This is a genomic window from Modestobacter altitudinis (genome assembly GCF_005930475.1).
Taxonomy (GTDB): domain Bacteria; phylum Actinomycetota; class Actinomycetes; order Mycobacteriales; family Geodermatophilaceae; genus Modestobacter; species Modestobacter altitudinis.
On sequence record NZ_SJEW01000017.1, the window covers coordinates 1 to 25,756 of the forward strand.

26 protein-coding genes are annotated in these 25,756 nt (G+C 73.7%); 10 read left to right on the plus strand and 16 right to left on the minus strand.

The window, feature by feature from the left end; all coding sequences use genetic code 11:
- Positions 1 to 8: 8 nt before the first annotated feature.
- The gene (locus tag FHL79_RS08625) at positions 9 to 983 is read right to left on the minus strand and encodes an ATP-binding cassette domain-containing protein (RefSeq protein ID WP_138758202.1); all 975 of its coding nucleotides are present in this window, start codon (positions 981 to 983) and stop codon (positions 9 to 11) included.
- Between the two features lie 112 nt (positions 984 to 1,095).
- Here FHL79_RS08625 and FHL79_RS08630 point away from each other — a divergent pair, with 112 nt between their 5' ends.
- The gene (locus FHL79_RS08630; RefSeq protein ID WP_138758203.1) at positions 1,096 to 1,428 is read left to right on the plus strand and encodes a TraR/DksA family transcriptional regulator; all 333 of its coding nucleotides are present in this window, start codon (positions 1,096 to 1,098) and stop codon (positions 1,426 to 1,428) included.
- Between the two features lie 100 nt (positions 1,429 to 1,528).
- Here FHL79_RS08630 and FHL79_RS08635 read toward each other — a convergent pair whose 3' ends face one another.
- The 5 genes from FHL79_RS08635 to FHL79_RS08655 are packed head-to-tail and all read right to left on the minus strand — an operon-like array spanning position 1,529 to position 6,464.
- Positions 1,529 to 2,464, minus strand: a complete 936-nt coding sequence (locus tag FHL79_RS08635) for a glycosyltransferase family 2 protein (protein WP_218938388.1) — start codon at positions 2,462 to 2,464, stop codon at positions 1,529 to 1,531.
- Complete coding sequence (locus tag FHL79_RS08640) at positions 2,461 to 3,318, minus strand: glycosyltransferase family 2 protein (RefSeq protein WP_246080527.1); 858 nt, start codon at positions 3,316 to 3,318, stop codon at positions 2,461 to 2,463. Before FHL79_RS08640 ends, FHL79_RS08635 begins: the two co-directional genes overlap by 4 nt.
- 29 nt (positions 3,319 to 3,347) lie before the next feature.
- A complete protein-coding gene (locus FHL79_RS08645) occupies positions 3,348 to 4,439 on the minus strand; it encodes a prenyltransferase (RefSeq protein ID WP_138758205.1) in 1,092 nt (363 codons plus the stop codon).
- Positions 4,432 to 5,190, minus strand: a complete 759-nt coding sequence (locus tag FHL79_RS08650; RefSeq protein ID WP_138758206.1) for a class I SAM-dependent methyltransferase — start codon at positions 5,188 to 5,190, stop codon at positions 4,432 to 4,434. The genes FHL79_RS08645 and FHL79_RS08650 overlap by 8 nt, the downstream gene beginning before the upstream one ends.
- Entirely contained in the window at positions 5,184 to 6,464 is a 1,281-nt protein-coding gene (locus FHL79_RS08655; protein WP_171058081.1) for a glycosyltransferase family 4 protein, read from the minus strand. Before FHL79_RS08655 ends, FHL79_RS08650 begins: the two co-directional genes overlap by 7 nt.
- An 88-nt stretch (positions 6,465 to 6,552) precedes the next feature.
- On the opposite strand from FHL79_RS08655, the gene FHL79_RS08660 reads away from it, so the two are divergent.
- From FHL79_RS08660 to FHL79_RS08670, 3 genes are all read left to right on the plus strand, one after another.
- Positions 6,553 to 6,846, plus strand: a complete 294-nt coding sequence (locus FHL79_RS08660) for a Dabb family protein (protein ID WP_138758207.1) — start codon at positions 6,553 to 6,555, stop codon at positions 6,844 to 6,846.
- 45 nt (positions 6,847 to 6,891) lie between these two features.
- Entirely contained in the window at positions 6,892 to 7,647 is a 756-nt protein-coding gene (locus FHL79_RS25055) for a hypothetical protein (RefSeq protein WP_171058082.1), read from the plus strand.
- Positions 7,648 to 7,798: 151 nt separating this feature from the next.
- The gene (locus tag FHL79_RS08670) at positions 7,799 to 8,860 is read left to right on the plus strand and encodes a DUF4192 domain-containing protein (protein WP_138758209.1); all 1,062 of its coding nucleotides are present in this window, start codon (positions 7,799 to 7,801) and stop codon (positions 8,858 to 8,860) included.
- A 4-nt stretch (positions 8,861 to 8,864) separates the two neighbouring features.
- Here the strand turns inward: FHL79_RS08670 and FHL79_RS08675 are convergent, their stop codons facing one another.
- Positions 8,865 to 10,946: an alpha/beta hydrolase family protein gene (locus tag FHL79_RS08675; protein WP_138758210.1), complete on the minus strand. Its 2,082-nt coding sequence runs from the start codon at positions 10,944 to 10,946 to the stop codon at positions 8,865 to 8,867.
- A 113-nt stretch (positions 10,947 to 11,059) separates the two neighbouring features.
- Positions 11,060 to 11,779 (minus strand): iron-dependent transcriptional repressor DtxR, encoded by a 720-nt coding sequence (locus tag FHL79_RS08680; protein WP_138758211.1) that lies wholly within the window; start codon positions 11,777 to 11,779, stop codon positions 11,060 to 11,062.
- Between the two features lie 191 nt (positions 11,780 to 11,970).
- Here FHL79_RS08680 and FHL79_RS08685 point away from each other — a divergent pair, with 191 nt between their 5' ends.
- Together FHL79_RS08685 and FHL79_RS08690 are read left to right on the plus strand one after the other, a co-directional pair.
- Positions 11,971 to 13,155 (plus strand): acetoin utilization protein AcuC, encoded by a 1,185-nt coding sequence (locus FHL79_RS08685; RefSeq protein ID WP_138758212.1) that lies wholly within the window; start codon positions 11,971 to 11,973, stop codon positions 13,153 to 13,155.
- 84 nt (positions 13,156 to 13,239) lie between these two features.
- The gene (locus FHL79_RS08690; protein ID WP_246080529.1) at positions 13,240 to 15,912 is read left to right on the plus strand and encodes a bifunctional acetate--CoA ligase family protein/GNAT family N-acetyltransferase; all 2,673 of its coding nucleotides are present in this window, start codon (positions 13,240 to 13,242) and stop codon (positions 15,910 to 15,912) included.
- Positions 15,913 to 15,970: 58 nt separating this feature from the next.
- On the opposite strand, the gene sigB is transcribed toward FHL79_RS08690, so the two are convergent.
- A complete protein-coding gene (gene sigB / locus FHL79_RS08695) occupies positions 15,971 to 16,954 on the minus strand; it encodes an RNA polymerase sigma factor SigB (protein WP_171058083.1) in 984 nt (327 codons plus the stop codon).
- Between the two features lie 255 nt (positions 16,955 to 17,209).
- Entirely contained in the window at positions 17,210 to 17,641 is a 432-nt protein-coding gene (dtd, locus tag FHL79_RS08700; RefSeq protein WP_138758214.1) for a D-aminoacyl-tRNA deacylase, read from the minus strand.
- Positions 17,642 to 17,684: 43 nt separating this feature from the next.
- On the opposite strand from dtd, the gene FHL79_RS08705 reads away from it, so the two are divergent.
- The gene (locus FHL79_RS08705) at positions 17,685 to 17,825 is read left to right on the plus strand and encodes a hypothetical protein (RefSeq protein ID WP_246080531.1); all 141 of its coding nucleotides are present in this window, start codon (positions 17,685 to 17,687) and stop codon (positions 17,823 to 17,825) included.
- A gap of 109 nt (positions 17,826 to 17,934) precedes the next feature.
- Here FHL79_RS08705 and FHL79_RS08710 read toward each other — a convergent pair whose 3' ends face one another.
- From FHL79_RS08710 to FHL79_RS08735, 6 genes are all read right to left on the minus strand, one after another.
- Positions 17,935 to 18,165, minus strand: a complete 231-nt coding sequence (locus tag FHL79_RS08710) for a hypothetical protein (protein ID WP_171058084.1) — start codon at positions 18,163 to 18,165, stop codon at positions 17,935 to 17,937.
- 83 nt (positions 18,166 to 18,248) lie between these two features.
- Entirely contained in the window at positions 18,249 to 18,515 is a 267-nt protein-coding gene (locus FHL79_RS08715; RefSeq protein ID WP_138758216.1) for a twin-arginine translocase TatA/TatE family subunit, read from the minus strand.
- Between the two features lie 64 nt (positions 18,516 to 18,579).
- Complete coding sequence (locus FHL79_RS08720) at positions 18,580 to 19,581, minus strand: intradiol ring-cleavage dioxygenase (protein ID WP_246080533.1); 1,002 nt, start codon at positions 19,579 to 19,581, stop codon at positions 18,580 to 18,582.
- A gap of 290 nt (positions 19,582 to 19,871) precedes the next feature.
- The gene (locus FHL79_RS08725) at positions 19,872 to 21,002 is read right to left on the minus strand and encodes a glycerate kinase (protein WP_218938389.1); all 1,131 of its coding nucleotides are present in this window, start codon (positions 21,000 to 21,002) and stop codon (positions 19,872 to 19,874) included.
- Between the two features lie 14 nt (positions 21,003 to 21,016).
- Entirely contained in the window at positions 21,017 to 22,093 is a 1,077-nt protein-coding gene (locus FHL79_RS08730; protein ID WP_138758218.1) for a tartrate dehydrogenase, read from the minus strand.
- A 71-nt stretch (positions 22,094 to 22,164) separates the two neighbouring features.
- Positions 22,165 to 23,058, minus strand: a complete 894-nt coding sequence (locus tag FHL79_RS08735) for a LysR family transcriptional regulator (protein WP_138758219.1) — start codon at positions 23,056 to 23,058, stop codon at positions 22,165 to 22,167.
- Between the two features lie 146 nt (positions 23,059 to 23,204).
- Here FHL79_RS08735 and FHL79_RS08740 point away from each other — a divergent pair, with 146 nt between their 5' ends.
- From FHL79_RS08740 to FHL79_RS08750, 3 genes are all read left to right on the plus strand, one after another.
- Positions 23,205 to 24,656, plus strand: coding sequence for a GntP family permease (locus FHL79_RS08740; RefSeq protein ID WP_138758220.1), 1,452 nt, complete (start codon positions 23,205 to 23,207; stop codon positions 24,654 to 24,656).
- Positions 24,657 to 24,778: 122 nt separating this feature from the next.
- The gene (locus FHL79_RS08745; RefSeq protein WP_246080535.1) at positions 24,779 to 25,240 is read left to right on the plus strand and encodes an HhH-GPD-type base excision DNA repair protein; all 462 of its coding nucleotides are present in this window, start codon (positions 24,779 to 24,781) and stop codon (positions 25,238 to 25,240) included.
- Between the two features lie 166 nt (positions 25,241 to 25,406).
- Entirely contained in the window at positions 25,407 to 25,754 is a 348-nt protein-coding gene (locus tag FHL79_RS08750) for a DUF3099 domain-containing protein (RefSeq protein WP_138758221.1), read from the plus strand.
- The last annotated feature ends 2 nt before the right edge of the window (positions 25,755 to 25,756 follow it).

Consider the following 25,756-nt stretch of genomic DNA (forward strand, 5'->3'; position numbering starts at 1 on the left):
GGCGGTGGTCATGCCAGGGCCTCCTGTCGGGTGTCGGTGGGGGTGGGGTCCTCGGCGCCGTGGCCGGTGAGGGCGAAGAAGACGTCGTCCAGGCTGGGCAGCCGGACGGCGACCTCGGAGACGGCGACGCCGTGGCTGGTGAGCCGGTCCAGCACGGCGCTGAGCAGCGCCTCGCTGGGCACCGGCACCGAGGACGTGCCGCGGGCGTCAGTGCTGGGGACGGCGCCGCTGACCTGCTCCAGGACGGCGAGCACGACGGGCAGGTCGGCCCGGTCGCGGGGGCGGACGGTGAGGGTCTGGGCGCCGGTGCGCGCCTTCAGCTCGTCACTGGTGCCGCGGGCGACGACGCTGCCCTCGTCGAAGACGACGATGTCGTCGGCGAGCTCGTCGGCCTCCTCCAGGTACTGGGTGGTCAGCAGCACCGTGGTGCCGTCGTCGACCAGGCCGCGGACGGTGTCCCACACCTCGTTGCGGCTGCGCGGGTCCAGCCCGGTGGTCGGCTCGTCGAGGAAGAGCACCCGCGGCCGGTTGACCAGGCTGGCGGCCAGGTCCAGCCGGCGGCGCATGCCGCCGGAGTAGGTCTTCGCCGAGCGGCCGCCGGCGTCGGTGAGGCTGAACCGGCCGAGCAGCTCGGTGGCCCGGGCGTGCGCCTCGGGGCGGGAGAGCCCGAGCAGCCGGCCGATCATGACCAGGTTCTGCCGGCCGGTGAGGTCCTCGTCGACCGAGGCGTACTGACCGGTCAGGCCGATCAGCTCGCGCACCCGGTCGGGTTCGCTGGCGACGTCGTGCCCGCAGATCCGGGCGGTGCCCGAGTCGGCGCGCAGCAGCGTGGCCAGCACCCGGACGGCGGTGGTCTTGCCGGCGCCGTTGGGGCCGAGGACGCCGAGCACCGTGCCGGCCGGGGCGGACAGGTCCACCCCGGCCAGCGCCCGGTTCGCGCCGTAGCTGAGCTCGAGGCCGGTGGCCTCGATGGTGTTCTCCATGGGTCCTCCTGGACGTGGGTGGTTGCCAGGAGAGAGGTTCGGCGGTGGCGCTGACATCGCGGCGACGGACGGCTGACACCGGCTGACGGCCGCTGACGGGCACGATGGCGGGGTGACCGCAGTCGAGGACCTGACCCGCACCCGGGCGGGGACCCTCGCCCACATCGCAGCGCTCACCGCGGAGTTCGACGAGGTGGTGGCGGCGTCGGCGTCCTCCAACGCCGACGACGAGCACGACCCCGAGGGCGCGACGATCGCCTTCGAACGGCAGCAGCTCGCCGCCCTGCTCGACCAGGCCCGGCAGCGGCTGGCCGACGTCGACGCGGCGCTGGCCCGGGCTGCGGCCGGCGACTACGGCCGCTGCGTCGAGTGCGGCCAGCAGATCGCCCCCGAGCGGCTCGCCGCCCGCCCCCAGACCCGCACCTGCATCAGCTGCGCCCGCTGACGGCTGGGCGGCTCGTTGATCATGGGCGTCTGGCGCGGGGACACGCCGTCCACCGCGTGTCCGCGAGCGAGAACTCCATGATCAACGCCGGGGTGGGTGCTCAGCTCACGTAGCGGCGGGCGGTGGAGCTGCGCTGGGCGTGCTCGAGGGCGGCGAACCGGGCCTCGGCGTGCGGCGGGAGCACGGTGCGCTCGCGGAGCACCCAGGGCAGCCCCCGCACCGCGGCGAGCAGCCCGCGGGCGGTCACCCGGTCGCGCGGGACGGTGCGCAGCAGGTGCCCGGTGCGGCGCAGGGCCGGCCGGAGCGGGCGGCGCAGCCACGTGGTCCACAGCGTGTTGCGGATGCCGTCGGCCCGCCGCTTGTGCGGGTCCCGCGCGGTGCTGGCCTGGTGGTGGACGGTGAGGTCCGGCAGGTAGCAGAGCTCCCAGCCGGCGGAGGCGAGGTCGCCGGCCATCAGCTCCTCCTCGCCGCCCAGCCAGAGCCGCTCGCTGAAGCCGCCGACCTCGTCGAAGGCCTCGCGGCGGAGCACGCTCGCGCCGGCGAGGAAGCTGCCCAGCGCCGGGCCGGGGAGCCAGTCGGCGCCGACGACGGGGGAGTCGCGCAGCTCGGCGACGATCGGGTCCTCGGTGCTGCCGGGCTCGACCAGGATCCGCGCGGTGAGCACGGCCAGCCGGGGGTGTGCGTCCAGGGTGTCGGCCGCGGTGCGCAGCGAGCCCGGTTCCCACCAGGTGTCGTCGTCGCAGAAGGCGACGTAGGGGGTGTCCAGCCGGGCGACGCCGCGGTTGCGGCCGACCGCGCCGAGGTTGGTCGGGCTGGCGATCAGCTCCACCCAGGGGTGCTGGGCGCGGACGGCGTCGGCGGTGCCGTCGGTGGAGCCGTTGTCCACGACCACGACGTGCGGCTGCTCGGGGAGCAGGCGCAGCCGGGACAGCGCGAGCAGCAGTTCCTCGCGCCGCTGGTGGGTGATGACCACGACCGCGACCCGCGGGTCCGCGCCGGTGTCGGTGGTCATCGGCGCGGCGAGCTCGCTGGTCACCGGGCCAGCGTCCGGACGCCGTCCATCACGTGCCGGGGCAGCACCCGGCGGCGGCGCAGCGCCGCGGGGACCCGGGGGAGGGCGCCGGCCAGCCCGCGCCAGCCGGGGACGCCGGCGCGCGCGGCGCGGAGCAGCTGACCGGCCAGGTCGCGCAGCGGGTAGCGCATCAGGGCGGTGAGCACCCGGCTGCGCCAGATGCCCGCCTGCCGGCTGGCCGGCGCCTCGCGCGAGGTCGAGGGGTGGTGGTGCACGGTGACGCTGTCGACGTAGGACAGCCCCCAACCGGCGGCGGCGAGGTCCAGGGCGAGCCGCTCCTCCTCGCCGGGGAAGCGGACCACCGGGTCGAAACCGCCGACGTCGGTGAACGCCTCGGTGCGCACCAGCGCGGCGCAGGCCACGAAGCCCAGCAGCGACGGCCCGGGCAGGTCCGGCTCGGTGCCCAGCGGGCTGGCCGCCATCTCGGTGCAGACCGGGTCCAGCTCTTCCTCGCTGTCCACCAGGATCCGGGCGGACAGCAGCCCCAACCGCGGGTGGGCGTCCATGATCGCGACGGCGCGGGCCAGGTCGCCGGGCGCCCACCAGGAGTCGTCGTCGGTGAAGGCCACGAACGGGGTGCCGGCGCGGGCGGTGCCCAGGGTGCGGGCGACGGCACCGGCGTTGCGGTCCAGCGGGACGACCGTGACGGCGGGGTGGGCGGCGCGCACCGCCTCCACGGTGCCGTCGGTGGAGGCGTTGTCGACCAGGACGACGTGCGCCTCGTGCCGCGGCAGGCTGGCGAGGAGGTCGGCGCGGCGGTTGCGGCTGGCCACCACGCAGGTCACCGCGGACAGCGGTGGGTGGAGCTGTGTGATCACGCCCGGACCCTGCCCGGTCCGCACGCCGGTCAACCCCGCACGACCCCTCCGCCGGGGGTGGCGTCGGGCACTCCCCGGCGGGCAGGACCCGCCAGCGCGCCCGGGTCGGCGAACAACGCAGCGGCCGGTCCGGTGCCGGCGATCGCGTCGGCGGCCAGCACCACGGCGGCGGCGGTCCAGCTGGTGCGCTCCACCGGCCAGCGGGCGTCGTCGGCGTAGACCAGGCCGGTCCAGTACGAGCCGTCGTCCGCGCGGAGGTGCTGCATGGCGGCCAGCTGCTCGGTGGCGTCGTCCACCCGGCCCGCGGCGGCCAGCGCCAGCGCCAGCTCGCAGGTCTCGGCACCGGTCACCCACGGCCGGTCGGCGACGCAGCGGACGCCCAGGCCGGGGACGACGAAGGTGTCCCAGCCGGCGGCGAGCCGGGCCTCGGCCGGTGCGCCGCAGACCGCGCCGGCGAGCACCGGGTAGTACCAGTCCATCGAGTACCGCGAGCGGTCGGCGAAGGCCCCGGGCCGCTCGACCAGCGCCCGGCCGAGGTCGGCGGCGGCGAGGTCCCAGTCCGGCTGCTCCTCACCGACAAGACCGGCCAGCGCGATGCCGGCGCGCAGGGCCTGGTAGAGGCTGGCGTTCCCGGTGAGCAGCGCGGTGTCGTCGGGCGTGCCGTCGGGTCGCAGCGCCCAGCTGACCGCGCCGCTGGGCAGCTGCATCGCGGTCACCAGGTCCAGGGCGCGGCGCACCGTGGACCACAGCCGGTCGACCAGGGCGTCGTCGCCGGTGGCGAGCCAGGAGTGCCACACGCCGACGGCCAGGTAGCCGGCGTGGTTGCTCTCGACCGCGGGCGCGGTGACGACGCCGTCCCGGTACTCGGCGGCCCACGACCCGTCCGGGCGCTGCCGGCGGGCCAGCCAGGCGTACGCGGCGGCGGCCCGGTCGTGCCGGCCGCCGACGTCCAGCGCCATCGCCGACTCCACCATGTCCCAGGCGTCGAGCTGGCCACCGCGGAACCAGGGCAGCGCACCGTCGGCCGACTGCTCGGCGGCGATGGCGGTCACGGTCTCCCGGACCTGGTCGGCGGTCAGCACGCCGGGCACCTCGGGGAGGGCCGCGGGGACGTCAGGCACGCGCGAGGTCCCCGGCGGGCTCGGCGGTGTCGTCGACCCGGACCCCCGGCTTGTCGGCGTAGATCACGAAGCTCTTGCCCAGCAACGGGTCCAGCAGCCGCTCGGCGGTCCGGGTGAGCCACGGCCGGCGCACCAGGTCCCACACCAGCAGCCGGTGGTAGGCGCGCACGGCAGAGGTGTCCCGGTCGACGCCGACCGCGCACTTGAGCCACCAGAACGGGGCGTGCAGGGCGTGCGCGTGATGGGTGTCGGTGGGCTGCAGACCGGCGCCGACGAGCCGCTCCCACAGCTGGTCCCCGCGGTAGATGCGGATGTGGCCGCCCTCGTTGGCGTGGTAGCTGTCCGACAGCGCCCAGCAGATCCGCTCGGGCCCGTAGCGGGGGACGCTGATCGCCACCCGACCGCCGGGCCGGAGCACCCGGGCGATCTCGGCCAGCGCGGTCCGGTCGTCCGGGATGTGCTCGAGCACCTCGGAGGCGATCACCCGGTCGACGCTGGCGTCGGGCACCGGCAGCGCCCGCAGGTCGCCGCGGGCAGCTCCCGCGGACGCGCCGACCGGCGCCTCACCGGCGGCCGCGATGGCGCCCAGCCACTCGGTGGTGGTGGCCACCTCCTGCTGCCCCCAGTCGACCGCGAGCACCGAGGCCCCGCGTCGGTAGGCCTCGAACGCGTGCCGGCCCTCCCCGCAGCCCAGGTCCAGCAGCCGCATGCCGGGCCGGAGGTCGAGCAGGTCGTAGTCGACCGTCAGCACGCGGCGCTCCCGGTCGTCGTGGTGCTGGTGGTCGTGGACCGGTCCAGCACCTCGGCGTACCAGTCGGCGGTCCGCTCCGCGGTGCGCCGCCAGGTGTAGGCGCCCAGCACCCGGGTCCGGCCGGCCCTGCCCAGCTGCTCCTGCAGCGACGGGTGGTCGAGCACCAGCTCCAGCGCCGCGGCCAGCCGGTCGACGTCGCCGGCCGGGACCTGGAGCCCGGCGTGCGAGCCGACCACCTCCGGCAGCGCTCCGGCGTCTGTGGTGACCAGCGGGGTCCCGCAGGCCATCGCCTCGACCGCGGGCAGCGAGAAGCCCTCGTACAGCGACGGGATGGCGGCGACCGTGGCCGTCTGCAGCAGCCGCACCAGCTCCTCGGTCGGCACCGGCCCGGTGAAGCGGACCGCGTCGCCGAGGTCCAGTCGGTCCAGCGCCGCGTGCGCGGGTCCACCCGGGCGCGCGGTGCCGACGACGGTCAGCCGGACCTGCCGCTCGGTGCGCAGCTTGGCGACCGCGTCGAGCAGGTGCACCAGTCCCTTGAGCGGCACGTCGGCGCTGGTGGTCACCACGATGCTGGCCGGGTCCCGGAGGCCCCGCTCGGCCGGCGGCCGGAAGACGTCGGGGTCGATCCCGACCGGGATCACCTCGACGTCGGCCGCGGGCACGCCCATGTGCCGGGTGATGTCGCGGCGGGAGCTCTGCGACACGGTGGTGACGCCGTCCAGCCGCTGGGCGACCCGGGCCTGCATCGCGGTGAAGGCGTACCAGCGGCGCAGGGTCAGCCGCCGGCGCAGGCCGGTGGCCGCAGCGAGCTCGAGGTCCCGGTCGATCGCGATGGGGTGGTGGACCGTCGCCACCGTGGGCAGACCGCGGCGGCGGAGCTGCAGCAGCCCGTAGCCGAGGGACTGGTTGTCGTGCACCAGGTCGAACTCGCCGGCGCGACGGCCGAGGAGCCGGGCCGCCCGGAGGCTGAAGGTCAGCGGCTCGGGGAAACCGGCGGTGCACATGGTGGCCCACTCGGCCACGTCGACGAGGCCGCGGAACTCGCTGGGTCGCGGTGTCCGGAACGGGTCGGGTTCCCGGTAGAGGTCCAGGCTGGGCACCCGGGTCAGCGGCACGCCCTCGTCGAGCTCCGGGTAGGGCTGCCCGCTCAGCACCTCGACCCGGTGCCCGAGTTCGCGGAGCTCCCGGGACAGCGCCCGGACGTAGACGCCCTGGCCACCGCCGTGGGGCTTGCTCCGGTAGGACAGCAGTGCCACGCGCAGCGACCGTCCCATGCCCGGACTCTAACCAGCGGGTCCGGCCGCCCCTGGAGCCGGACCGGGCGCCGTGGCAGGTGGTCGGCCCGCCTGGCAGGGTGCGGGCATGCTGCGTCACGTCGTGCTCTTCACCTGGACCGAGGACACCGACCCCGAGACCCGGGCCGCCACGGTCGCGGCCATCCGCCGGCTGCCGGAGGTGGTGGGCGGGATGACGTCCTTCGCCATCGGCCCGGACGCCGGCATCACCGAGGGCAATGCCCACACCGCCCTGGTGGCCGACTTCCCCGACGTGGAGGCCTACCGCGCCTACGCGATGGACCCGCGGCACCTGGCCGTCATCGCCGAGCACGTGAAGCCCCACCTGGCCGCACGGTCGGCCGTCCAGTACGAGGTCTGAGCGCGCGCCCCGCTCGCCGGTGTGCTCCGGCCCTACCCTCGGACCATGATCACCGATCGCCGCCGTCAGGTCGGGCTGCTCACCGCGGGACTGCTCGGCGCGGCGGTGCTGGCCGGCTGCGGCTCCGAGGTCGAGGGGCAGGGGTCGGCGAGCCCGACCCCGACCTCCTCGGCCGGGCAGAGCACCGGCGCGCCGGACGACGTCGAGGACCTCTCCGCGGGGCTGCTGCCGGCGGAGGCGTTCGGGGCCGGCGCCCAGGCCACGCCGATCACCGCCGACCAGCTGCAGCAGCAGTCCTCGCTCGGGGGACTGGGCGGGGGGCAGGACGTCACGGTCACCCCCGAGGCGTGCGCGCCGGCGGTGAAGTCGATGGAGCCCGGCCTCGACGACCTCACCGGCCTGGGCGGCCAGACCGTCACCACCGGCTCCGCGGGCACCGCCACCGCTGAGCTGCTGATCGCGGGCCCGGGGGTCACCGACGGCGTCGACCAGCTGAGCGCGACCGTGCAGTCCTGCCCGGAGGCGACGATCACCGCTCCCCAGCTCGGCACGGCCACCGCCACCTTCGCCGAGCTGGCCGTGCCGGATCTCGGCGACGGGTCGGCCGGGATGACGATGACCATCTCGCTGACCGGCCCGGACGGGCAGCCGGTGACCGTGCCGCTGCTGATGGGGATGGTCGCGGACGGCGACCGGCTGGTCAGCCTGACCACCACCGATCCGACCGGTGCGACCGACCCCGCGGCCTTCGGCGCTCTGCTGCAGCAGGCCTACGAGCACCAGGCCGACGCCCTGGACTGAGCAAGCGGTCCGGCACGGGGACGGGGTGCACATGTCCTGACCGTGCACCCGTGAGCCGACGGCCCGCTGCTGGCCGTCCACAGGGGCGGCCTCCGTCCACAACCTGGGCTGACACGCTCCGCGCCGGGCCTGCCGGCAGCAGGGTCGCCGCATGTCCGACGCCGACCCGCCGTTCACCGTCCGTCTCTCCGATCCCGGCGAGGTGGCCGCCGCCCTGCCGCACCTCATCGGCTTCCAGCCGCACGAGTCGCTCGTGGCGGTGAGCCTGCGCGGCCGGGGCGGTGGCCGGCTCGGCCTCACCGGCCGGACCGACCTGCCGCCCGCCGCGCACGCCCGGCCGGTGCTGGACGGCATGGTGCGCTCGATGCTCACCGACCGGCCCGCGGCCGTGCTGCTCCTCGTGGTGAGCGAGCAGGACGACGACCGGGACGGGGGGCCCGGTCCGGCCGAGCTGCCGCACCGGCCGCTGGTGCACGAGGCGGTGCTCGCCTTCACCGCGGCCCGGGTGGCCGTGCGCGAGGTCCTCCTGGTCCGGGGCGGTCGCTGGTGGTCCTACGACTGCGACGCGGCGTGCTGCCTGCCCGCTGCAGGCACGCCGCTGCCCGGCGGCACCAGCCCGCTGGCCGCCGCCGCCGTGGTGACCGGGCAGGTGGTCGAGGCCGACCGGGCCGCGCTGGTCCGGCGGCTCGCCCCGGTCGGCTTCCTGGCCGCTGCGGGGATGGCCCGGGCCTGCGACGAGGTGGGTGACCACCTGGCCCGCCGGACCGCCGAGCTGGGCTGGGACGCCGTCGCGGAGGAGGGCTGGGCGGCTGTGCTGGCGGCCGTGGACGCCGCGGAACCCGGTGCGGGCGCCCGGCTGTCCGACCGGCAGGTGGCCCGGCTCGCCTGGGGGCTGCGCGACGTCGACCTGCGCGACCGCGCGCTCACCCTGGCGCTGGGCCGCTCGGCGGCTGCAGCCGAGGTGGTCTGGACCGAGCTGACCCGGCGGGCGCCGGCATCGCTGGCCGCGGCACCGGCGACCCTGCTCGCGGTCACCGCCTGGGTGCGCGGCGACGGCTCGCTGGCCAACGTGGCGCTCGAGCGCGCGCTGGCCAGCGAGCCGACCTACACCTTCGCCGTGCTGCTGCGCACGGCCCTGGATGCCTGCCTGCCGCCGGCCGAGGTGCGCCGGCTGATCCGCGACGCGTGCGGACCCAGCGATGCCCGCCGGTGACCGGTCAGAGCAGCTCCGGCCGCCGCCACTCCTCGCCCAGCACGTGCTCGGCCAGGAACGCGAGCACCGTCTCGTACCAGACCGCGGCGTTGCCTGGGGTGAGCACCCAGTGGTTCTCGTCGGGGAAGTACAGGAACCGGGACGGCACCCCGCGCTTCTGCAGGTCGTACCAGAGCCGGAGGCCCTCGCCGATCGGCACCCGGTAGTCCTTGTCGCCGTGGATGACCAGCATCGGCGTCCGGATCGCGTCGGCGTACCGGTGCGGGGAGTTCTGGTCGTAGCGCTTCGGCTCGGTCAGCGGGTTGCCGAACTCGCGCTCCCAGTAGAACGCCGAGTCGGTCGTGCCGCTGAAGGTGTCCAGGTGCCAGAGGCTCGCGTGGGTGACGATCGCGGCGAACCGGTCGGTCTGGGTGGCAATCCAGTTGGCCATGTAGCCACCGAACGAGCCACCCATCGCCGCGGTCCGGGTCTCGTCGATCTCCGGGAGCGCCTCGGCGGCGTCGACCGCGCTCATCAGGTCGGTGTAGGGCTCGGCACCCCACGCACCCCAGCCGCGGCGCACGAAGTCCTGGCCGAAGCCCTGCGAGAGGCCGGGATTGGGCAGCAGCACCGCGTAGCCGCGGGCGGCCAGCACCCACGGCGTCCAGCGCCAGGACCAGGAGTTCCAGCTCATCAGCGGGCCGCCGTGGACCCACAGCACCAGCGGTGCCGGGTTCTCCGGGCCGGCACCCTCAGGCAGCACCAGCCAGGACTGCACCCGGCTGCCGTCGGTGGCGGTCGCGTCCAGCTCCCGGAGGGTGCCCGGGAAGCTGCTGATGGTGCCCGGGTTGGGCAGCGGGGACGGGTCCTGCCCGGTCGCCCGCGGGTCCAGCCGGACGGGCACCGGCGGGGTGTCGTAGCCCGACCGCAGGGCGTAGAGAGCGCTGCCGTCCCGGGCCACCTGCAGGTCGCTGTAGGCGCCCTGGTCGGTCAGCCGCACCGGCGAGCCGCCGTCCAGCCCGACCCGGAAGAGGGCGTGCCGGCCGTCGTCGTCGGCGAGGAAGAACACCGAGTCCCCGTCCGCGGAGAACTGCGGTGCGCTCGGCCAGCGGTCGAAGCCGGCGGTCAGCTCGCGGGCCTCCGCGGTGGCCACGTCGACGACCAGCAGCGTGTGGTCCGGGGGCTCGGCGAAGGTCGACTGCGACTCGCAGACGCAGACCACCCGTGCCGAGTCGGGGGAGAACGAGGGCGCGTACACGTCGGACAGCGGGTCGTCGAGGAGGACCCGGGTCCCCCCGGACGCCACCTCGGTGAGCACCAGCCGGGAGCGTCGGCCGGCCGGCCCGTCCGGCACGTCCTCGCTGCGGGCCAGGAAGCGGCCGTCGGGGGAGAGGGCCACGTCGTCCCCGGCGCCCAGCGGCGGGCCGGCGTCCGGGGTGAGGTCGCGCCAGGTCGGCGTCGCCGCCGCGGTGCCCGGGGCGGCCTCGGCCGGCAGCCGGCCGATCCAGAACACGTGCGGGACGGCCGGGCCCAGGTCGTGGTCCCAGAACCGCACCGGGTAGCTCTCGTGCAGCACGGCGCTGACCCCGGCGTCCTTGCGGGCCGTCCGGCGCTGCTCGTCCGCCTCGGCGTCCGCCGCACCGGGCATCGTGGACGCGACGACCGCGACGTCGCCGGTGTCCTGGGCGAGCGCCACCGCCGAGATGCCGCCGGGGCGCTGAAGGACCAGCCGCGCCTCGCCGCCGCCTGCCGGCAGGCTCCACAGCGAGCCCGTCGGCTCCCCGCCCTCCTTGCCCTCCGGGTCCGGGCGGGCGGAGGTGAACAGCAGGTCGCCGGCCGGGGTGAACAGCGGCGCGGACTCGCCGGCGGCGCCCCGGGTCAGCCGGCGCGCCTCCCGCCGCCCCGTGGGGTCGACCTCCCACAGCGCGGACTGCCACTTCTTCCCCTCGGCGTCCAGCGTGGCGACCGAGGTGACCAGCCGGCTGCCATCGGTGGAGAGCGCCAGGCCGCCCAGCCGGGGCAGTGCGACGAAGTCCGCGAGCCGGTGGAACGGGCTGGGCGGAGGGGTGTCAGCAGCCTGCTCGGGAGGAGCTGCGGAGTCGCTCACCGGTGCCTTCTCTCTGCACGTCCGGACGGGTGGTCCCCGAGCCTAGTGACCGAGTCGTGAGCAAGGCGAACGACTCGGACCGGCATCCGGTGCGCGCAGCGGCCGGTTCGCTCCTAGCCCACGCCGACCGCGGCCTCGGCCGCCTCGGCCGGGGTGAGGTCGTCGTCGACCGCGCTGACGAACACGTGCTGGGCCACACCGGGCTGCACGGCGACGCCGTCGACCAGCACGGTGCCGTTGACCAGCGTGGCGGTGACCGTGGAACCGGGACGGACGCCCTGGTCGGCCAGCGAGCGCAGCAGCGGCGCGTCCTCCTGCAGCTGCTCGCTGATCCGGCGGACGACGACCTGCCGACCCTCCGGGGTCGCCGTCACCGACAGCAGGGTCAGCGCGTCCAGGACGGCCGAGGTGTCGCCGCCGAGCGCGTCCAGCCCCGGGATCGGGTTGCCGAAGGGGGAGACGGTCGGGTTGCCGAGCAGGCTGAGCAGCTTGCGCTCGACGGCCTCGCTCATCACGTGCTCCCAGCGGCACGCCTCCTCGTGGACGTCGGCGTACTCCAGGCCGATGACGTCGACGAGCAGGCACTCGGCCAGCCGGTGCTTCCGCATGACCGCGGTGGCCAGCGCCCGGCCCTCGTCGGACAGCTGCAGGTGCCGGTCGCCCTGCACGGTGAGGAGACCGTCGCGCTCCATCCGCGCCACGGTCTGGCTCACCGTCGGGCCGCTCTGGTGCAGGCGCTCGGCGATCCGCGCGCGCAGCGGGACGATGCCCTCTTCCTCGAGCTCGAAGATGGTCCGGAGGTACATCTCCGTGGTGTCGATGAGGTCGTTCACGTCCACTCCTCCGTCAGGTGCGCCCGATCTTACGAGGCGGGGGCCACCCCACGGGGAGATCAGGACCGACGCGTTCCCCTGGCGCAGCGAGGGTGCGCCACCGGTAGCGTCGCCACGGTGATGCAGCTGGCCCGCTCGATGACGAGCACCGCAGCACCGGTCGCACGCCCGGCCTCCGGCGGTGGGCGGCCGTGAGCGACTCCGTGGCCGTCGTCTGGGACGACACGCTCCTGGGCTACACCATGGGCGGCGACCACCCGATGCACCCGGTCCGGCTGGACCTGACCATGCGGTTGGCCGACTCGCTGGGGGTGTTGGCACGGCCGCGGCTGGAGGTCGTGGCACCCACCCCCGCCGGCCCGGAGCTCCTCACCCTGGTGCATGACCCGGCCTACCTCGAGGCGGTCCGCCGGGCACCGGAGGACCCCTACGGCGTCGGGCACGGCCTGGGGACGGCGGACAACCCGGTGTTCCCCGGCATGTACGACGCCGCCGCGCTGATCACCGGCGGCAGCGTGCGCGCCGCCGAGCTGGTGTCCACCGGGCGGGCGCAGCACGCGGTGAACATCGCCGGGGGCCTGCACCACGCCATGCGGGACGCGGCGTCGGGGTTCTGCGTCTTCAACGACGCGGCGGTCGCCATCGCGTGGCTGCTCGGCCAGGGCTGGGAGCGCATCGCCTACGTCGACCTGGACGTGCACCACGGCGACGGCGTTCAGGCCGCCTTCTACGACGACCCGAGGGTGCTCACCGTCAGCGTCCACCAGACCCCGCTGACCCTGTTCCCCGGCACCGGCTACCCGGAGGAGACCGGCGACCCGCAGAAGGCACTGGGCAGCGCGGTCAACCTGGCGCTGCCCAACGGCACCGACGACTCCGGCTGGCTGCGCGCGTTCACCGCGGTGGTCCCCAGCGTGGTCCGCGCCTTCCAGCCGCAGATCCTGATCACCCAGTGCGGCTGCGACGCCCACCACGAGGACCCGCTGGCCGACCTCGGGCTCACCGTGGACGGCCAGCGCGCCTCCTACCGAGCCGTCCACGACCTGGCGCACGAGGTCTGCGACGGCCGCTGGGTGGCCCTCGGCGGCGGTGGGTACGGCCTGGTCCGCTGCGTGCCGCGGGCCTGGACGCACCTCATCGCCGAGGCCGGCGGGGAGCGGCTGGCGCCGGACACGGAGATCCCGCAGAGCTGGCAGGACGACGTCCGGCGCCGCGGCCTGCGGACGCCGCCGCCGGTCACGATGACCGAGGGCGGTTACGTCGGCTTCAACCGCTGGGACCCCTTCACCGAGACCCGGGTCGACCGCGCGATCATGCGGACCCGCACCGCCTCCTTTCCCTACTTCGGACTCGACCCGGACGACCCCCGTGATTGAGGACCACCTCGTCCCCCACCACTCGCAGGCTCGTGGCGGGCCCCTACGAGGTGGCCGCGAAAACCCATGACCGAGGACGCATCCGTGAACGTCACTGCGCCGCCGCACTGGGAGGCCGACGTCGTCGCCGCCGACGGCGGGACGGTGCACCTGCGGCCGATCACCCCCGAGGACGCCGACGGCATCGTCGGGCTGATGGAGCGCAGCTCCGACCAGACCCGCTACTACCGCTTCTTCGGGCCGATGCGGCGGCTGTCGGACAAGGACCTGCACCGGTTCACCCACGTCGACCACGACGCCCGGGTGGCCTTCGTCGTCCTGCTCGGCGACCGGCTGATCGGGGTCGGCCGGTACGACCGCTACCCCGGCACCGACGACGCCGAGGTGGCCTTCCTCATCGAGGACGCCCACCAGCGGCGCGGGCTCGGGTCGGTGCTGCTCGAGCACCTGGCCGCGGCCGCCCGGGAGCGCGGGATCAGCCGGTTCGTCGCCGAGGTGCTCAGCCAGAACAGCGCGATGGTGCGGGTCTTCCTCGACGCCGGGTACTCGGCCAAGCGGTCCTACGAGGACGGCGTGGTCCACCTGACCTTCCCGATCGCCCCCACCGAGCAGTCCCTGGCCGTCGCCCACGAGCGGGAGCAGCGCAGCGAGTCCCGCTCCATCGGCCGGCTGCTCGAGCCCGGGTCGGTGGCCGTCGTCGGCGCGAGCAACGACCCGGCGAAGGTCGGTCACGCGGTGCTGAACAACCTGCTCGAGTACGGCTTCGACGGCCCGATCTACCCGGTGAACCCCACGGTGCGGCACGTGCGCGGGGTGCCCGCGTACGCCGACATCGAGTCGATCCCCGACGACGTCGACCTGGCGGTGCTGGCCGTCCCGGCCGACGAGGTGGCTGCCGTGGTCGAGGCCTGCCGGCGCAAGAACGTGCACGGCCTGGTGGTCATCTCCGGGGGGTTCGGCGAGACCGGGCCGCAGGGCCGGGCCGCCGAGCGGGCGCTGGTCGCCTCCGCGCGGGCCTCCGGGATGCGGGTGGTCGGACCCAACTGCCTGGGGATCGTCAACACCGACCCGACGGTGCGGCTCAACGCCAGCCTGGCGCCCGACGTGCCGGGCCGCGGCCGGGTGGGCTTCTTTGCCCAGTCCGGCGCGCTCGGGGTGGCGCTGCTGGAACGGGCCCGTGGCCGGGGCATCGGGCTGTCCAGCTTCGTCTCGGCCGGCAACCGGGCCGACGTGAGCGGCAACGACCTGCTGCAGTACTGGGCCAGCGACCCGGGCACCGAGGTGGTGCTGCTGCACCTGGAGAGCTTCGGCAACCCCCGCAAGTTCGCCCGGCTCGCCCGTGGGGTCGGCCGCACCAAGCCGGTCGTGGCGGTCAAGAGCGGCCGGCACGTGAGCATGACGGCGGGGCTGGCGGGCACCAGCGTCGCCGTCCCCGAGCAGTCGGTGGCGGCGCTGTTCGCCTCGGCCGGGGTGATCCGGGTGGACACCCTGGCGCAGCTGTTCGACGTCGGCACCCTGCTGGCCCACCAGCCGCTGCCGGACGGCGACCGGGTCGCCGTGATCGGCAACTCGACCGCCATGGGGGTCCTGGTCGCCGACGCGATCCTGGAGCAGGGGCTGCAGCTGGCGCACGAGCGGCCGGTCGACATCGGCACCCAGGCCGGCCCGGAGGACTTCCGGGCAGCCCTGCAGGCGGCCCTGGACGACGACGGCGTGGACTCGGTCGTCGCCGTCTTCCTGCCCCCGCTGCTGCGCGGTGAGCAGCCCTTCGGCCGGGTGCTGCGGGAGGTCTCGGCGGGGTCACCGAAGCCGCTGGTCGCCAACTTCCTGTCCACCGACGGCATCCCCGACGAGCTCGTGGTCCGCGACTCCCACGGCATGCCGGGCCGCGGGTCGGTGCCCTCGTTCTCCACCCCGGAACGGGCGGTCATCGCGCTGTCCAAGATGAGCGAGTACGCCCGGTGGCGACGGCGGCCGCTGGGCGTCGTGCCCGAGCTCGGCGACATCGCGGAGGCCGATGCCCGGGCGGTGGTCACCGGCACGCTCGCCGGGGCGCCGGAGGGCCGGCCGCTCACCGACGACGAGACGATGACCCTGCTGAGAGCCTACGGGCTCCCCGTGCTCGGCACCCGGCGCGTGGAGGACGTCGAGTCGGCCGTCGCGGCGGCGGAGGAGATCGGCTACCCGGTGGTGCTGAAGTCGACCGCGCCCTGGCTGCGGGACCGCCGGGACCTGGGCGGCATGCGCTTCGACCTGGCTGACGCCGAGGACGTCCGGGCGGCCTACGCCGCGATCCCGGCCGGTGACCCGGTCATCGTCCAGGAGCAGGCGGCGCCCGGCGTGGGCACCGTCGTGGAGATCGTGGACGACCCGTCCTTCGGCGCGCTGGTCAGCTTCGGGGTCGGCGGGGTGGCCACCGACCTGCTCGGCGACCGCGCCTACCGCACCCTGCCGCTGACCGACCTGGACGCGCACGAGCTGGTGCGCGAGCCGCGGGCCTGGCCGCTGCTGGACGGCTACCGCGGCAGCACGCCGGTGGACTCGGCGGCGCTGGAGGACCTGCTGCTGCGCGTCGCCCGGCTCGCCGACGACCTCCCGGAGGTCCTCTCGCTCAGCCTCGAGCCGGTCATCGTCGGGCCGACGAACGCCTGGCACGGCGGCCGCTCCCTGGTGATCGCCGGCGCCGGGGTCCGGGTCGGCCCGCCCACCGCCCGCATCGACGCCGGCCCCCGCCGCATGTTCCGCCCCGGGACATGAGAAGAGCCCGCCACCCCAGATGGGGCGGCGGGCTCTCAGGCCCAGCGGGGTTCTTCGATCAGCCGAGGTAGTCCCGCAGCGCGTCGGCGCGCTGGGGGTCGCGCAGCTTGGTCATCGTCTCGCGCTCGATCTGCCGGACCCGCTCGCGGGAGAGGCCGAAGCGCTTGCCGATCTGCTCCAGGGTCCGCGGCTGCTCGCCGTCGAGACCGAAGCGCATGATCACCACGTCACGCTCGCGGTCCTCGAGGGTCTCCAGGACGTTGCGGACGTCGCCCTTCATCATCTGGAAGGCGACGGCGTCCTCGGCGACTGCCGCGTCGGCGTCCTCGATGAAGTCACCGAGGCGGGACTCCTCGTCGGCACCGACGGTCTGGTCGAGGGAGACCAGGTCGCGGGAGTACTCGAGCAGCTCGGTGATCCGTTCGGGCGTCAGGTCGAGCTCGAGCCCGAGCTCCTCGGCAGTGGGCTCCCGCTCCAGCTCCTGGTGGATCCGGCGGCGGGTCCGCACCACCTTGTTGACCTGCTCGGCCAGGTGGACGGGCAGCCGGATGGTCCGGCCGGAGTCCGCCATGGCGCGGGTGATGGCCTGACGGATCCACCACGTCGCGTAGGTGGAGAACTTGAAGCCCTTGGTGTAGTCGAACTTCTCCACGGCGCGGATCAGGCCGACGTTGCCCTCCTGGATGAGGTCCAGGAACGTCATGCCGTGGCCGGTGTAGCGCTTGGCCACCGACACGACCAGGCGCAGGTTGGCCTCGAGCAGGTGGGCCTTGGCGGCCTTGCCGTCCGCGGCGAGGAGCTTGTAGTCGCGCTGGAGCGCCGGGGTCAGCTGCTTCCCGTTCAGCAGCCGGTCGGCGTAGAGGCCGGCCTCGATACGCTTCGCCAGCTCGACCTCCTGCTCGGCGGTCAGCAGCGCGGTCTTGCCGATGGTGTTGAGGTACACGCGCACCAGGTCCGTCGACACCAGGCCACTGGTGTCCGGGGCGCGGCGCGACGTGCGCACTCCGAGGGTGTCGGTGGGGGAGGACTGCAGCACGGTCACGGTGAGTCTTCGTCCTTGCTTCGGGATCTGGATGCGTCCGCGCCCTCGTGGCGCTCGGCATCCCGATGGAGGCGGTCAGAGCGTCGTCCCGGGTGTCGCCCGGGTGGCTCTCCAGCCGTTCTGTCCGTGTGGTACGTCGTGTGCAACGGATCGGACCGGTGGGGTGTTCCGGGGCGGTGCAACTCACAGGCAACGTCCAGCAGGAAGGTGCCGGGGGGTCTGCGACAGGGGTGTGGTACCCGCTGCGGGGAGGAGCTAGACCTCCAGCAGCAGGGTCATCGGGCCCTCGTTCACCGAGGCCACCGACATCCGCGCGCCGAACCGCCCGGTCGCCACCCCGGTGCCCCGCCGGCGCAGCTCGGCGGCGACCTCGTCCACCAGCGGCTCGGCCTGCTCCCCGGGTGCGGCGTCGGCCCAGGACGGACGGCGGCCCTTGCGGGTGTCGGCGTAGAGCGTGAACTGGCTGACGACCAACACGGGCAGGCCCAGGTCACCGACCGAGCGTGCGCCGTCGTCGGTGGGGAAGACGCGCAGCTCGTGCACCTTCCGCGCCAGCACCCGGGCCCGGGTCGCGTCGTCGTCCCGGCCGACGCCGACCAGCGCCAGCAGGCCCGGCCCGATCGCCCCGACCACTTCGCCGTCCACCGTCACCGACGCCTCGCTCACCCGGCTCACCACTGCGCGCACGCCGGAGATCCTCCCCGGCGGCTCCTCGGGCAGGATCTCCGGCGTGCCGACCCTCCACCTCGCCCAGGACGACGCCGCCGACGAGCTGCTCGGCCGCGACCCGCTGGCCCTGCTGCTCGGCATGCTGCTGGATCAGCAGGTGTCAAGAGGAACAACAGGATCTGCAGTGCGCGACGCGATCTGACACGGCGCGATGTCGCCCCGAACTGCCGACTGACCGCCGTCCGCACCGGCGTCGGTGCCGGCTTGCCGACTCCGGACCTCCGGCCGGTCTGAGCACCGGCAGGCCTGCATCACCGCTCGCTCGTGCCAGGGAAATCGAGCGGGATGCTGTTGCGCTGGCCGAAGTTGGTGCTCGGGGCCTGGAGCTCACCCTCAGCGGCCTGGTCGGCACGGCAACCGAGTTGCTCGGCACCGGCGCCCGTCCAGCAGAGCACCACTGTGGTTTCGGCCCGGCGGCGGATCCCGAACCTGAGCGTGTGACAGGACGACGGCGCGCGATCGTCGGCGGGCTGAATGCGCACGTCGGTTCTCACGCGCCGGGGCCGAGATCGATCGTGAGAGCACCAGTCACAAGGTCAGTGCCAGCTCCGACCGGGCTTTCTGCTCAAATCTCCTGTTGGGCGACCGCTGGACGGGCTGGCTCGGAGCCCGCCGATGCAGAGCGCGGCACAGATGTGCTGGCGGGGTCGTGGGTGTCCGGCGTCCCGCCCACTGCGGCGACCGGCTGATCGTCTCGCAGTTCGTTCACCTCGGTCTTGAAGATGCGCAGCGACCGGCCCAGCGAGCGGGATGCGTCGGGCAGCTTCTTGTACCCGAACAGCAGCATGATGGCGAGCACGATGAGGCCGATCTCGGCCGGTCCGAGGTTCATCTGATGTCCTTTCGCCGGGCGCACGCACGGCGCCCGGCCACGCCGATGAGTTGAGTGGGGACGGTCAAGACGACGGGCCGGCCGAAGTGCCGTCAGCGGACCCTGGCGGAGGCGTGCCGGGAGCGCCGGAGGGAGGCGCACCTCCGGGGCCCCCACCCGATGGTGCAGCGCCGCTGGGCGCGCCGGACGGAGCTCCGTCGGCGCCGGGAGCGGTGCCGCCTCCGGTCGGCGTGGTGGTGGTGTCCACCCGCACGGTCAGGGCGACGGTGTAGCCGCCGTCGACGTCGCCGGACACCGTGGGGAGCTGGGTGACGCCGGAGTCGTCCCCGAAGACGTTGTCGCTGTCCAGGCTGACCTGCGACAGGTTGCTGACCGAGTTCTCGTAGCCCGTGGTGGCGTAGACGACGTCGTTGGTGGCCTGGGGCATGGCGATCTGCGAGGTGGCGATTGTGTTCGTGGAGTCGGTGATGCTGTCGACGTCGGGGTAGACCTCGAAGTGGATGTGTGGCCAACGGCCGGAGTAGCAGGCCGGGTAGATGCTGGTGAAGGTGACCTTCCCGTCGGCGTCGGCGACCTGCACGCCGCGCAGGTAGTTCTCGTTGAGGATGTCCTCGGAGTACAGCGAGTACTCACCGTCCCGGTTGCAGTGCCAGACGTACACGGCGACGCCCTCGAAGGGTGCGTCGTCGTTGGCCATGTCGAGGACGGTCAGTTCGATGGTGAGCGGGACGCCCTCGGCCGTGGTGGACGAGGTGCCGAAGCTGGACCGGATGTCGCTGCGGACGACGCCGCTCTGGGTCAGCACGTTGGCGCCGTTGGAGCCGTCGCCGGGGTAGGGGCCGGCAGTCTCATCGGGGATCTCCCCGGACGCCGCGGTCGCCGCGGAGCTCGACGCAGCGGAGCTGGACGCCGTGGCGGAACCGCTGCTCGATCCGCCTCCGCAAGCAGCCAGCCCCGCGGTGGCGGCGCCCAGGCCCAGGACGCCCAGCATCTTCCGGCGGTTGAACAGGGTGCCGAGGTCGAAGGCAAGGCCCTGGTCGATGACCTCCTCCTCGGGCCGGGGCAAGCGACGGCCCTGATAGGTCGGGGCTGGAACCGGCCGGGACTGCGAAGGCACAGAGAACTCCAATGGGTAACGGGGTGCGGTCTCGTCACGACTGTCGCGTGGCCGGGCTGGTGTAGCGGCGTGACTGCGCTGTGTATTCGCTGAGGATCGACCTGATCTCCGCAGTGGACGTGCTCACCGACTTCGAGTTCCGTGGCAGACGGTTGCTACAGACGGCAGCGGAGCAAGTCGGCAGCTCCGCCGGTGATCACCTGGGTCGTCGACCGACATCGCCGCCGCGCAACTCCGGCTCACTCCCGGGCGCGTAGGCGCTGGCCGATGAGCGTTCCGGCCTGCTCGGTGAGGCGCCGGGACAGTTCGGGATCGCGGCTCGAGTCGGCGGCGTCGAGGTCGGCGAGGGCGACTACCTGCCGCAGTCCCAGTCGTTGGCATTCGTCGTCGGCGAGAAGGGACTGGCCGACAACGGCGTACACCGGCCGGGGGATGGCTCGTGACGCGACGACGGCGGGCAACTTCCCGGCCAGTGTCTGGCCGTCGATGCGGCCCTCGCCGGTGACGACGGCGGTGCAGTCGACGACGGCTCCGTCGAAGTCCAAGAGGTCGAGGAAGAAGTCGGCTCCGGGCACGCGCTGGGCGCCGAGCCATCGGCAGGCGAACCCGAGGCCGCCCGCCGCCCCGACGCCGGGCTCCTCGACCCCTGGCGTGTCCGCTGGTGAAGCGCCAGGTTGAGGGTTGTTGCCCAGCAGTTGGGCGAGATGGCTCAAACCCACCTCAAGGAGGTCGACCTGAGCCGGCGTAGCGCCCTTCTGCGGGCCGAACACCGCGGCGGCCCCGTCGGGGCCGACCAACGGGTTGCTCACGTCGGTTGCCACGACCAGTTCCACGCCGCCGAGAGGCAGCAGCCCGGAGACGTCGAGGTCGGCGATCTTTATCAGCGTCTCGCCGGCTGGGTCGACCTCGCCGCCGTGGGCATCGCGGAAACGGACGCCGAGCGCCGTCAGCATGCCGGCGCCTCCGTCAGTGCTGGCGCTCCCGCCCAGGCAGAGCACGATCCGCCGGGCGCCGGCGGTGACCGCGGCCGCGACAGCCTCGCCGAAGCCGTGGGAAGACGCGGACATCGGGACGAGCTCTCCGGCGGGCAGCGTCGCCAGCCCGCAGGTGGTGGCCACCTCGACGACGGCGGTCGTCCCGTCGAATGCAAAGGCGGCGTCGCGGAGCTCGCCGTCGGCGCCGTGGACGCGCACCGGGTGGGCGGTTGAGCCGGCGCACACCGCGGCGTCCACGCTGCCGTCACCGCCGTCGGCCAGGGGAAAGAGCCTGACGGCCACACCTGCCGCCGCCAGGCCCCGGCCGATGGCCTCCGCGACCTCGAGCGCGGTCAGGGAGCCCTTGAACTTGTCCGGGGCAACCAGGACACGCACTCTCGGCTCCAGGCTCAGGCGTTGACGGTGGCCGGTGCGCTGACCCGGTCCAGCACGGCGCGCGTGTAGCCGGCAGTGTCCGCGGACCCGCCCAGGTCGGCGGTGCTGATGCCGTCGGCCAGCGCACCGAAGGCAGCGGCGAGGAGCTCCGCGCTGGCCTCGGGGTGGCCGAGGTGGTCGAGCATCATGGCCGCCGACCACATGGCGCCCAGGGGGTTGGCCTTGCCCTGACCAGCGATGTCGGGGGCCGAGCCGTGCACCGGCTCGAACATCGACGGGAACTCCCGCTCGGGGTTGAGGTTGGCCGCCGGCGCGACACCGATGCTGCCGGCCACCGCGGCGGCCAGGTCGCTGAGGATGTCGCCGAACAGGTTGGACCCCACGATGACATCGAAGCGCTCCGGGGCGAGCACGAGCTTGGCGGCGAGGGCGTCGATGTGCTCTTTGTCGCTGCGCACGCTGGGGTGCTGCTGCGCCACCTCGGCCACCAGTTCGTCCCAGAACGGCATGGTGTGCACGATGCCGTTGCTCTTGGTCGCCGAGGTGACGTGGTTGCCGCGGCTCTCGGCCAGCGCGTAGGCGTACTCGACGACGCGCGTGACGCCCTTGCGGGTGAAGACCGCCTCCTGCACGGCCAACTCGTCCTCGGTGCCCCGACCCAGTCGCCCCCCGATCTCGGAGTACTCGCCCTCCACGTTCTCCCGGACGACGACCAGGTCGACGTCCCCGGTGCCGGCGTTGCGCAGCGGGCTGGGCACCCCGTCGAGCACCCTGATCGGCCGCAGGTTCACGTACTGCTGGAAGCTGCGGCGGATGGGGATCAGCAGCCCCCACAGCGACACGTGGTCAGGAACCCCGGGCCAGCCGACCGCTCCCAGCAGCACTGAGTCGTGGTGGCGGATCTGCTGCAGGCCGTCGGCCGGCATCATCGCGCCCTCGGCCACGTACCGCTGGCACGACCAGTCGAAGGAGTCGTAGGTGAACTGGATGCCGTGCCGGCGGCCGACGGCGTCGAGGAGGGCCTGAGCCGGGGGGAGCACCTCGGCGCCGATGCCGTCGCCGGGGATGAGGGCGATGCGGTAGCTGGTCATGGCTTCAGTCGACCGTGCCTCGCGTCACACGTCCAAGACGCAGTTGTTGCCGCGCTGAGAGGTTGCGCCTATCAGAGCAGCGTCTCGGTCGTGTCCTGCGCCAGGTGGAGGAACGCGGCGGCGGCTGGGCTCAACCGGCCCGGCCGGTACAGCAGCGACACGTGGAGCAGATCGGGGCAGTCCAGTGCCCGGACGGTGGCACCCGCGGACTCGGCCAGTGCCCGCCAGGAGTCGCTGACCACCGCCGTGCCGACGCCCGCGAGGACCAGCGGCAGCACGGCCTCCCGGTGCTCGACCTCGACTGCGAAGCGGCTGCCCAGGGCCTGGCGTCGCACCGCTTCGGCCACGCTGCGCATCCCGGTGCCCTGCTGGCCGACGATGAGCGCGGCACCGGCGAGGTCCGCAGGCTGAACGGGGTCGCCCGGGGGCAGCATCGACTCGTCCCGGGCCAGCAGGGCGAACCGCTGCGTCTCCAGGTGGAGGACCTCAAGGTCGTGCAGCGCGGGCGCCGACGGTGCGGCGGCGACCACTCCGAGCTCGGCGTTGCCGGTCGTCAGCATGGCCTGCACGGCGATGGGCGTGCTCGCCGCCCGGACCGAGATCAGGACGAGCGGGTGGGCAGCAGCGAAGGCGGCGACCAGGCCGGTGAGTGGACTGACCGCCTGCGAGGGCATCGAGGCGATCGCGAGCTCCCCGCCGACGAGTCCGTCGACGGCCTCCACCGTCGCCCGGGCGAGCTCCAGTCCACGCAGCACCTCCCGGGCAGGGCCCACGAGCGCGTGGCCGGCTGCGGTCAGCACCAGACGGCGGCCCGTGCGGTGGAACAGCAGGCTGCCCAGGTCCCGCTCGAGTGCCCGCAACGCCTGGGAGACCGAGGGCTGGGCGACGTACAGCTGCTCGGCGGCCCGGTGGACGCTGCCGGCGTCCACGACGGCCAGGAAGTACCTGAGCTGACGAGCGTCCACCGCGTCCTGCCTCCCGTCGATAGCCGGTGCCTATCACCTTGCCAGCAACCCGGTCTTGGACCGGTACGCCTACCGCAGGGCTCACTGGTGCTCGTTGTGATGGGCGGCACAGACGCCGTCCGCACCCGACTTCCTAGGAGGGCACCGTGTCCGATGCCTGGCTCCTTGCCCACACCGTCATCGCAATCGTGGGCATCGTTGCGCTGATCACCTGGCTCAAGACCCCACCCATCTTCGGACTGCTGATCGGGGCGACATACCTGGGCCTGGCCACCGGGCTGGGCATCAGCGGCACCGCGGAGGCCCTGACCGTCGGGTTCGGCGACGTGATGGCCGAGATCGGCTTGCTCATCACCTTCGGCGTCGTCATGGGATCCCTGCTCACCGCCACGAACACCCTTCAGCGCGTCATCGAAGGACTGCTGGGGCTCTTCGGTGAGAAGCGGGTGCCGATGGTGTTCGCCGTCTCCCTCTCCACGCTGTTCACCTCCATCTACTCCGATGTGGTGCTGGTGCTCACCGCGCCACTGGCGCGGCGCCTGGGTCCCCGCCTGGGCCCGCGGGGCGTCGCCCTCATGGGCGGTGCGCTGACTGCCGGCATCGAGGTCGGGCTCGTCTTCGTGGTCCCGGGTGTCGGCGCCCTCGCCGTGGCCGGCCTGCTGGACGTGCCGCTCGGTGAGATGTTCCTGCTCGGGCTCATCGTCGGAGTGCCCACCGCCGTGCTCACGATGCTCACCTTCGCCGTGCTGCTGAAGCGGGTGCTGCGCTGGGACCCGGCTGCCGACGAGCTCAAGGCGCCGGTTGACGACACCGACGAAGGGGCCGACGACGGCGCCGGCAACGGAGGCGGTGCCGGCGGCGGCGCTGCTGGTTCTGACGGACATCCCGGGGCCGCGAGCTCGACCGCCATCACGACCACGACGGTCACCCGGCCATCCGAGGAGAGGGTCCGGCAGCTGCCGCTGCTGGTGTCGATCTCCCCGGTGCTGGTGACGCTGGCGCTGATCGCGCTGGGTGCGCTGGCCAACGCCTTCGACTTCCCCCTGGGCCCAATTGCGTTGCTCAGTGAGCCGGTCATTGCGATGGCGATAGGCGCCGGTCTGGCTCACCTGCTCGCCCAGCGGGTCCTGCCTCGAGCGGAGGTCAACTCGGCCGTCGGCAAGGCGCTGGCGATGGCCGGCCCCATCCTGGTCCTGTCTGGGCTCTCCGGCTCCGTCGCCGAGGTGATCGGTCAGTCCGGGCTGCGCGACGTGCTGGCCGAGTCGTTCAACGCCGGGTTCCTCCCGCCGCTGCTGCTGGTCTGGCTGGTCGCCGCGATCCTGCACATCGCGATGGGGTCCATCTCCATCGCCGCGATCACCGCGGCCGGCATCCTGGCCCCGATCGCAGGCTCCTTGGGTGTCCCGGTCGTGCTCATCGCCCTGGCCGCCTGCTCCGGGGCACTGTTCCTCCCGCACGTCAGCAGCAACTTCTTCTGGATGTTCCAGTCACTGCTCAACCTGAGCACCCGAGGGACGTTCAAGACCCACACCGTGGCCATGTCGTTGGCATCGGTGATCTCGCTGCCCATCGTGCTGCTGCTGGACATCGTCGTCTGACGGAGTTCGCGGAGCCGCTGCGCACGACGAAGCCCCCATGGTCAGTGACCATGGGGGCTTCGGGCGGGTTGTGTCGGAGGGGTCACACGCACAGGCACACGCACACGCACACGCACACGCCTGTGACTGAGGACCGGCTCGGCGTCGACACGCTGTCGGCAGCAGGGCTCGCCGGCTGCGACCCCGAGGTGCTGCAGCGGCACTTCCAGGGCCCGCCGGCCCTGCACCGCTACCCGGGGTCGATGGCCACCCGCGCCCAGGACCTGGCCCGCCTGCTGCTGGAGCGGTACGACGGCCGCGCCGAGGCGCTGTGGAGCGACGTCCCGGACGCCACGACCCTGCTCCGCCGGCTGGGCGAGCTGCCCGGCTTCGGCGCGCAGAAGTCGAAGATCTTCCTCGCCCTGCTCGGCAAGCAGTGCGGCGTCACGCCACCCGGCTGGCGCGCGGCGGCGGGGGACTACGGCCAGGAGGGTGCACGCCGCTCGGTCGCCGACATCACCGGCCCCGCCTCGCTGGCCGAGGTGCGCGCCACCAAGCAGCAGCTCAAGCAGGCCGCCAAGGACGCGAAGGCCCAGCAGGGGTGATCGGCGCCTGTGTCGGCGGGCACGTGGGAACAGTGCACCGAGCACCTGCATGGCGCACGATCGAGTGGCACGATGGGTCCCAGGAGCCGGGGGCTCCGGGGCCGGTCGCACCAGCGAGAACCGACCACCGCCGCCCATCCCCCGGCCGACCCAGGGAAGGGCGACCGTGGCATCCAGCCAGTCCTCGAGCCGGTCCGACCGACGCGAGCCCCTGCTCATCACCGAAGCCGAGCCGAGCCAGGCCGACCAGCACGCAGCCCGCAAGAGGCGCTACTCGATCACCATGGCGATCCGTGGCGGCAGCCTGGTCATCGCTGCGCTGACCGCCCAGTACTCGCTGTGGCTGATGGCGGTCTTCGCCGTCCTCGGCACGGTGCTGCCCTGGATCGCGGTGGTCATGGCCAACGACCGGCCGCCGAAGAAGCACCTCGACCCCAACCGCTACCGGCCGCCGGCACCCGACCGGATCCTGGAGTCGGGCAGCAGCAGCAAGGCCCGCGTCATCGACATGTGAGC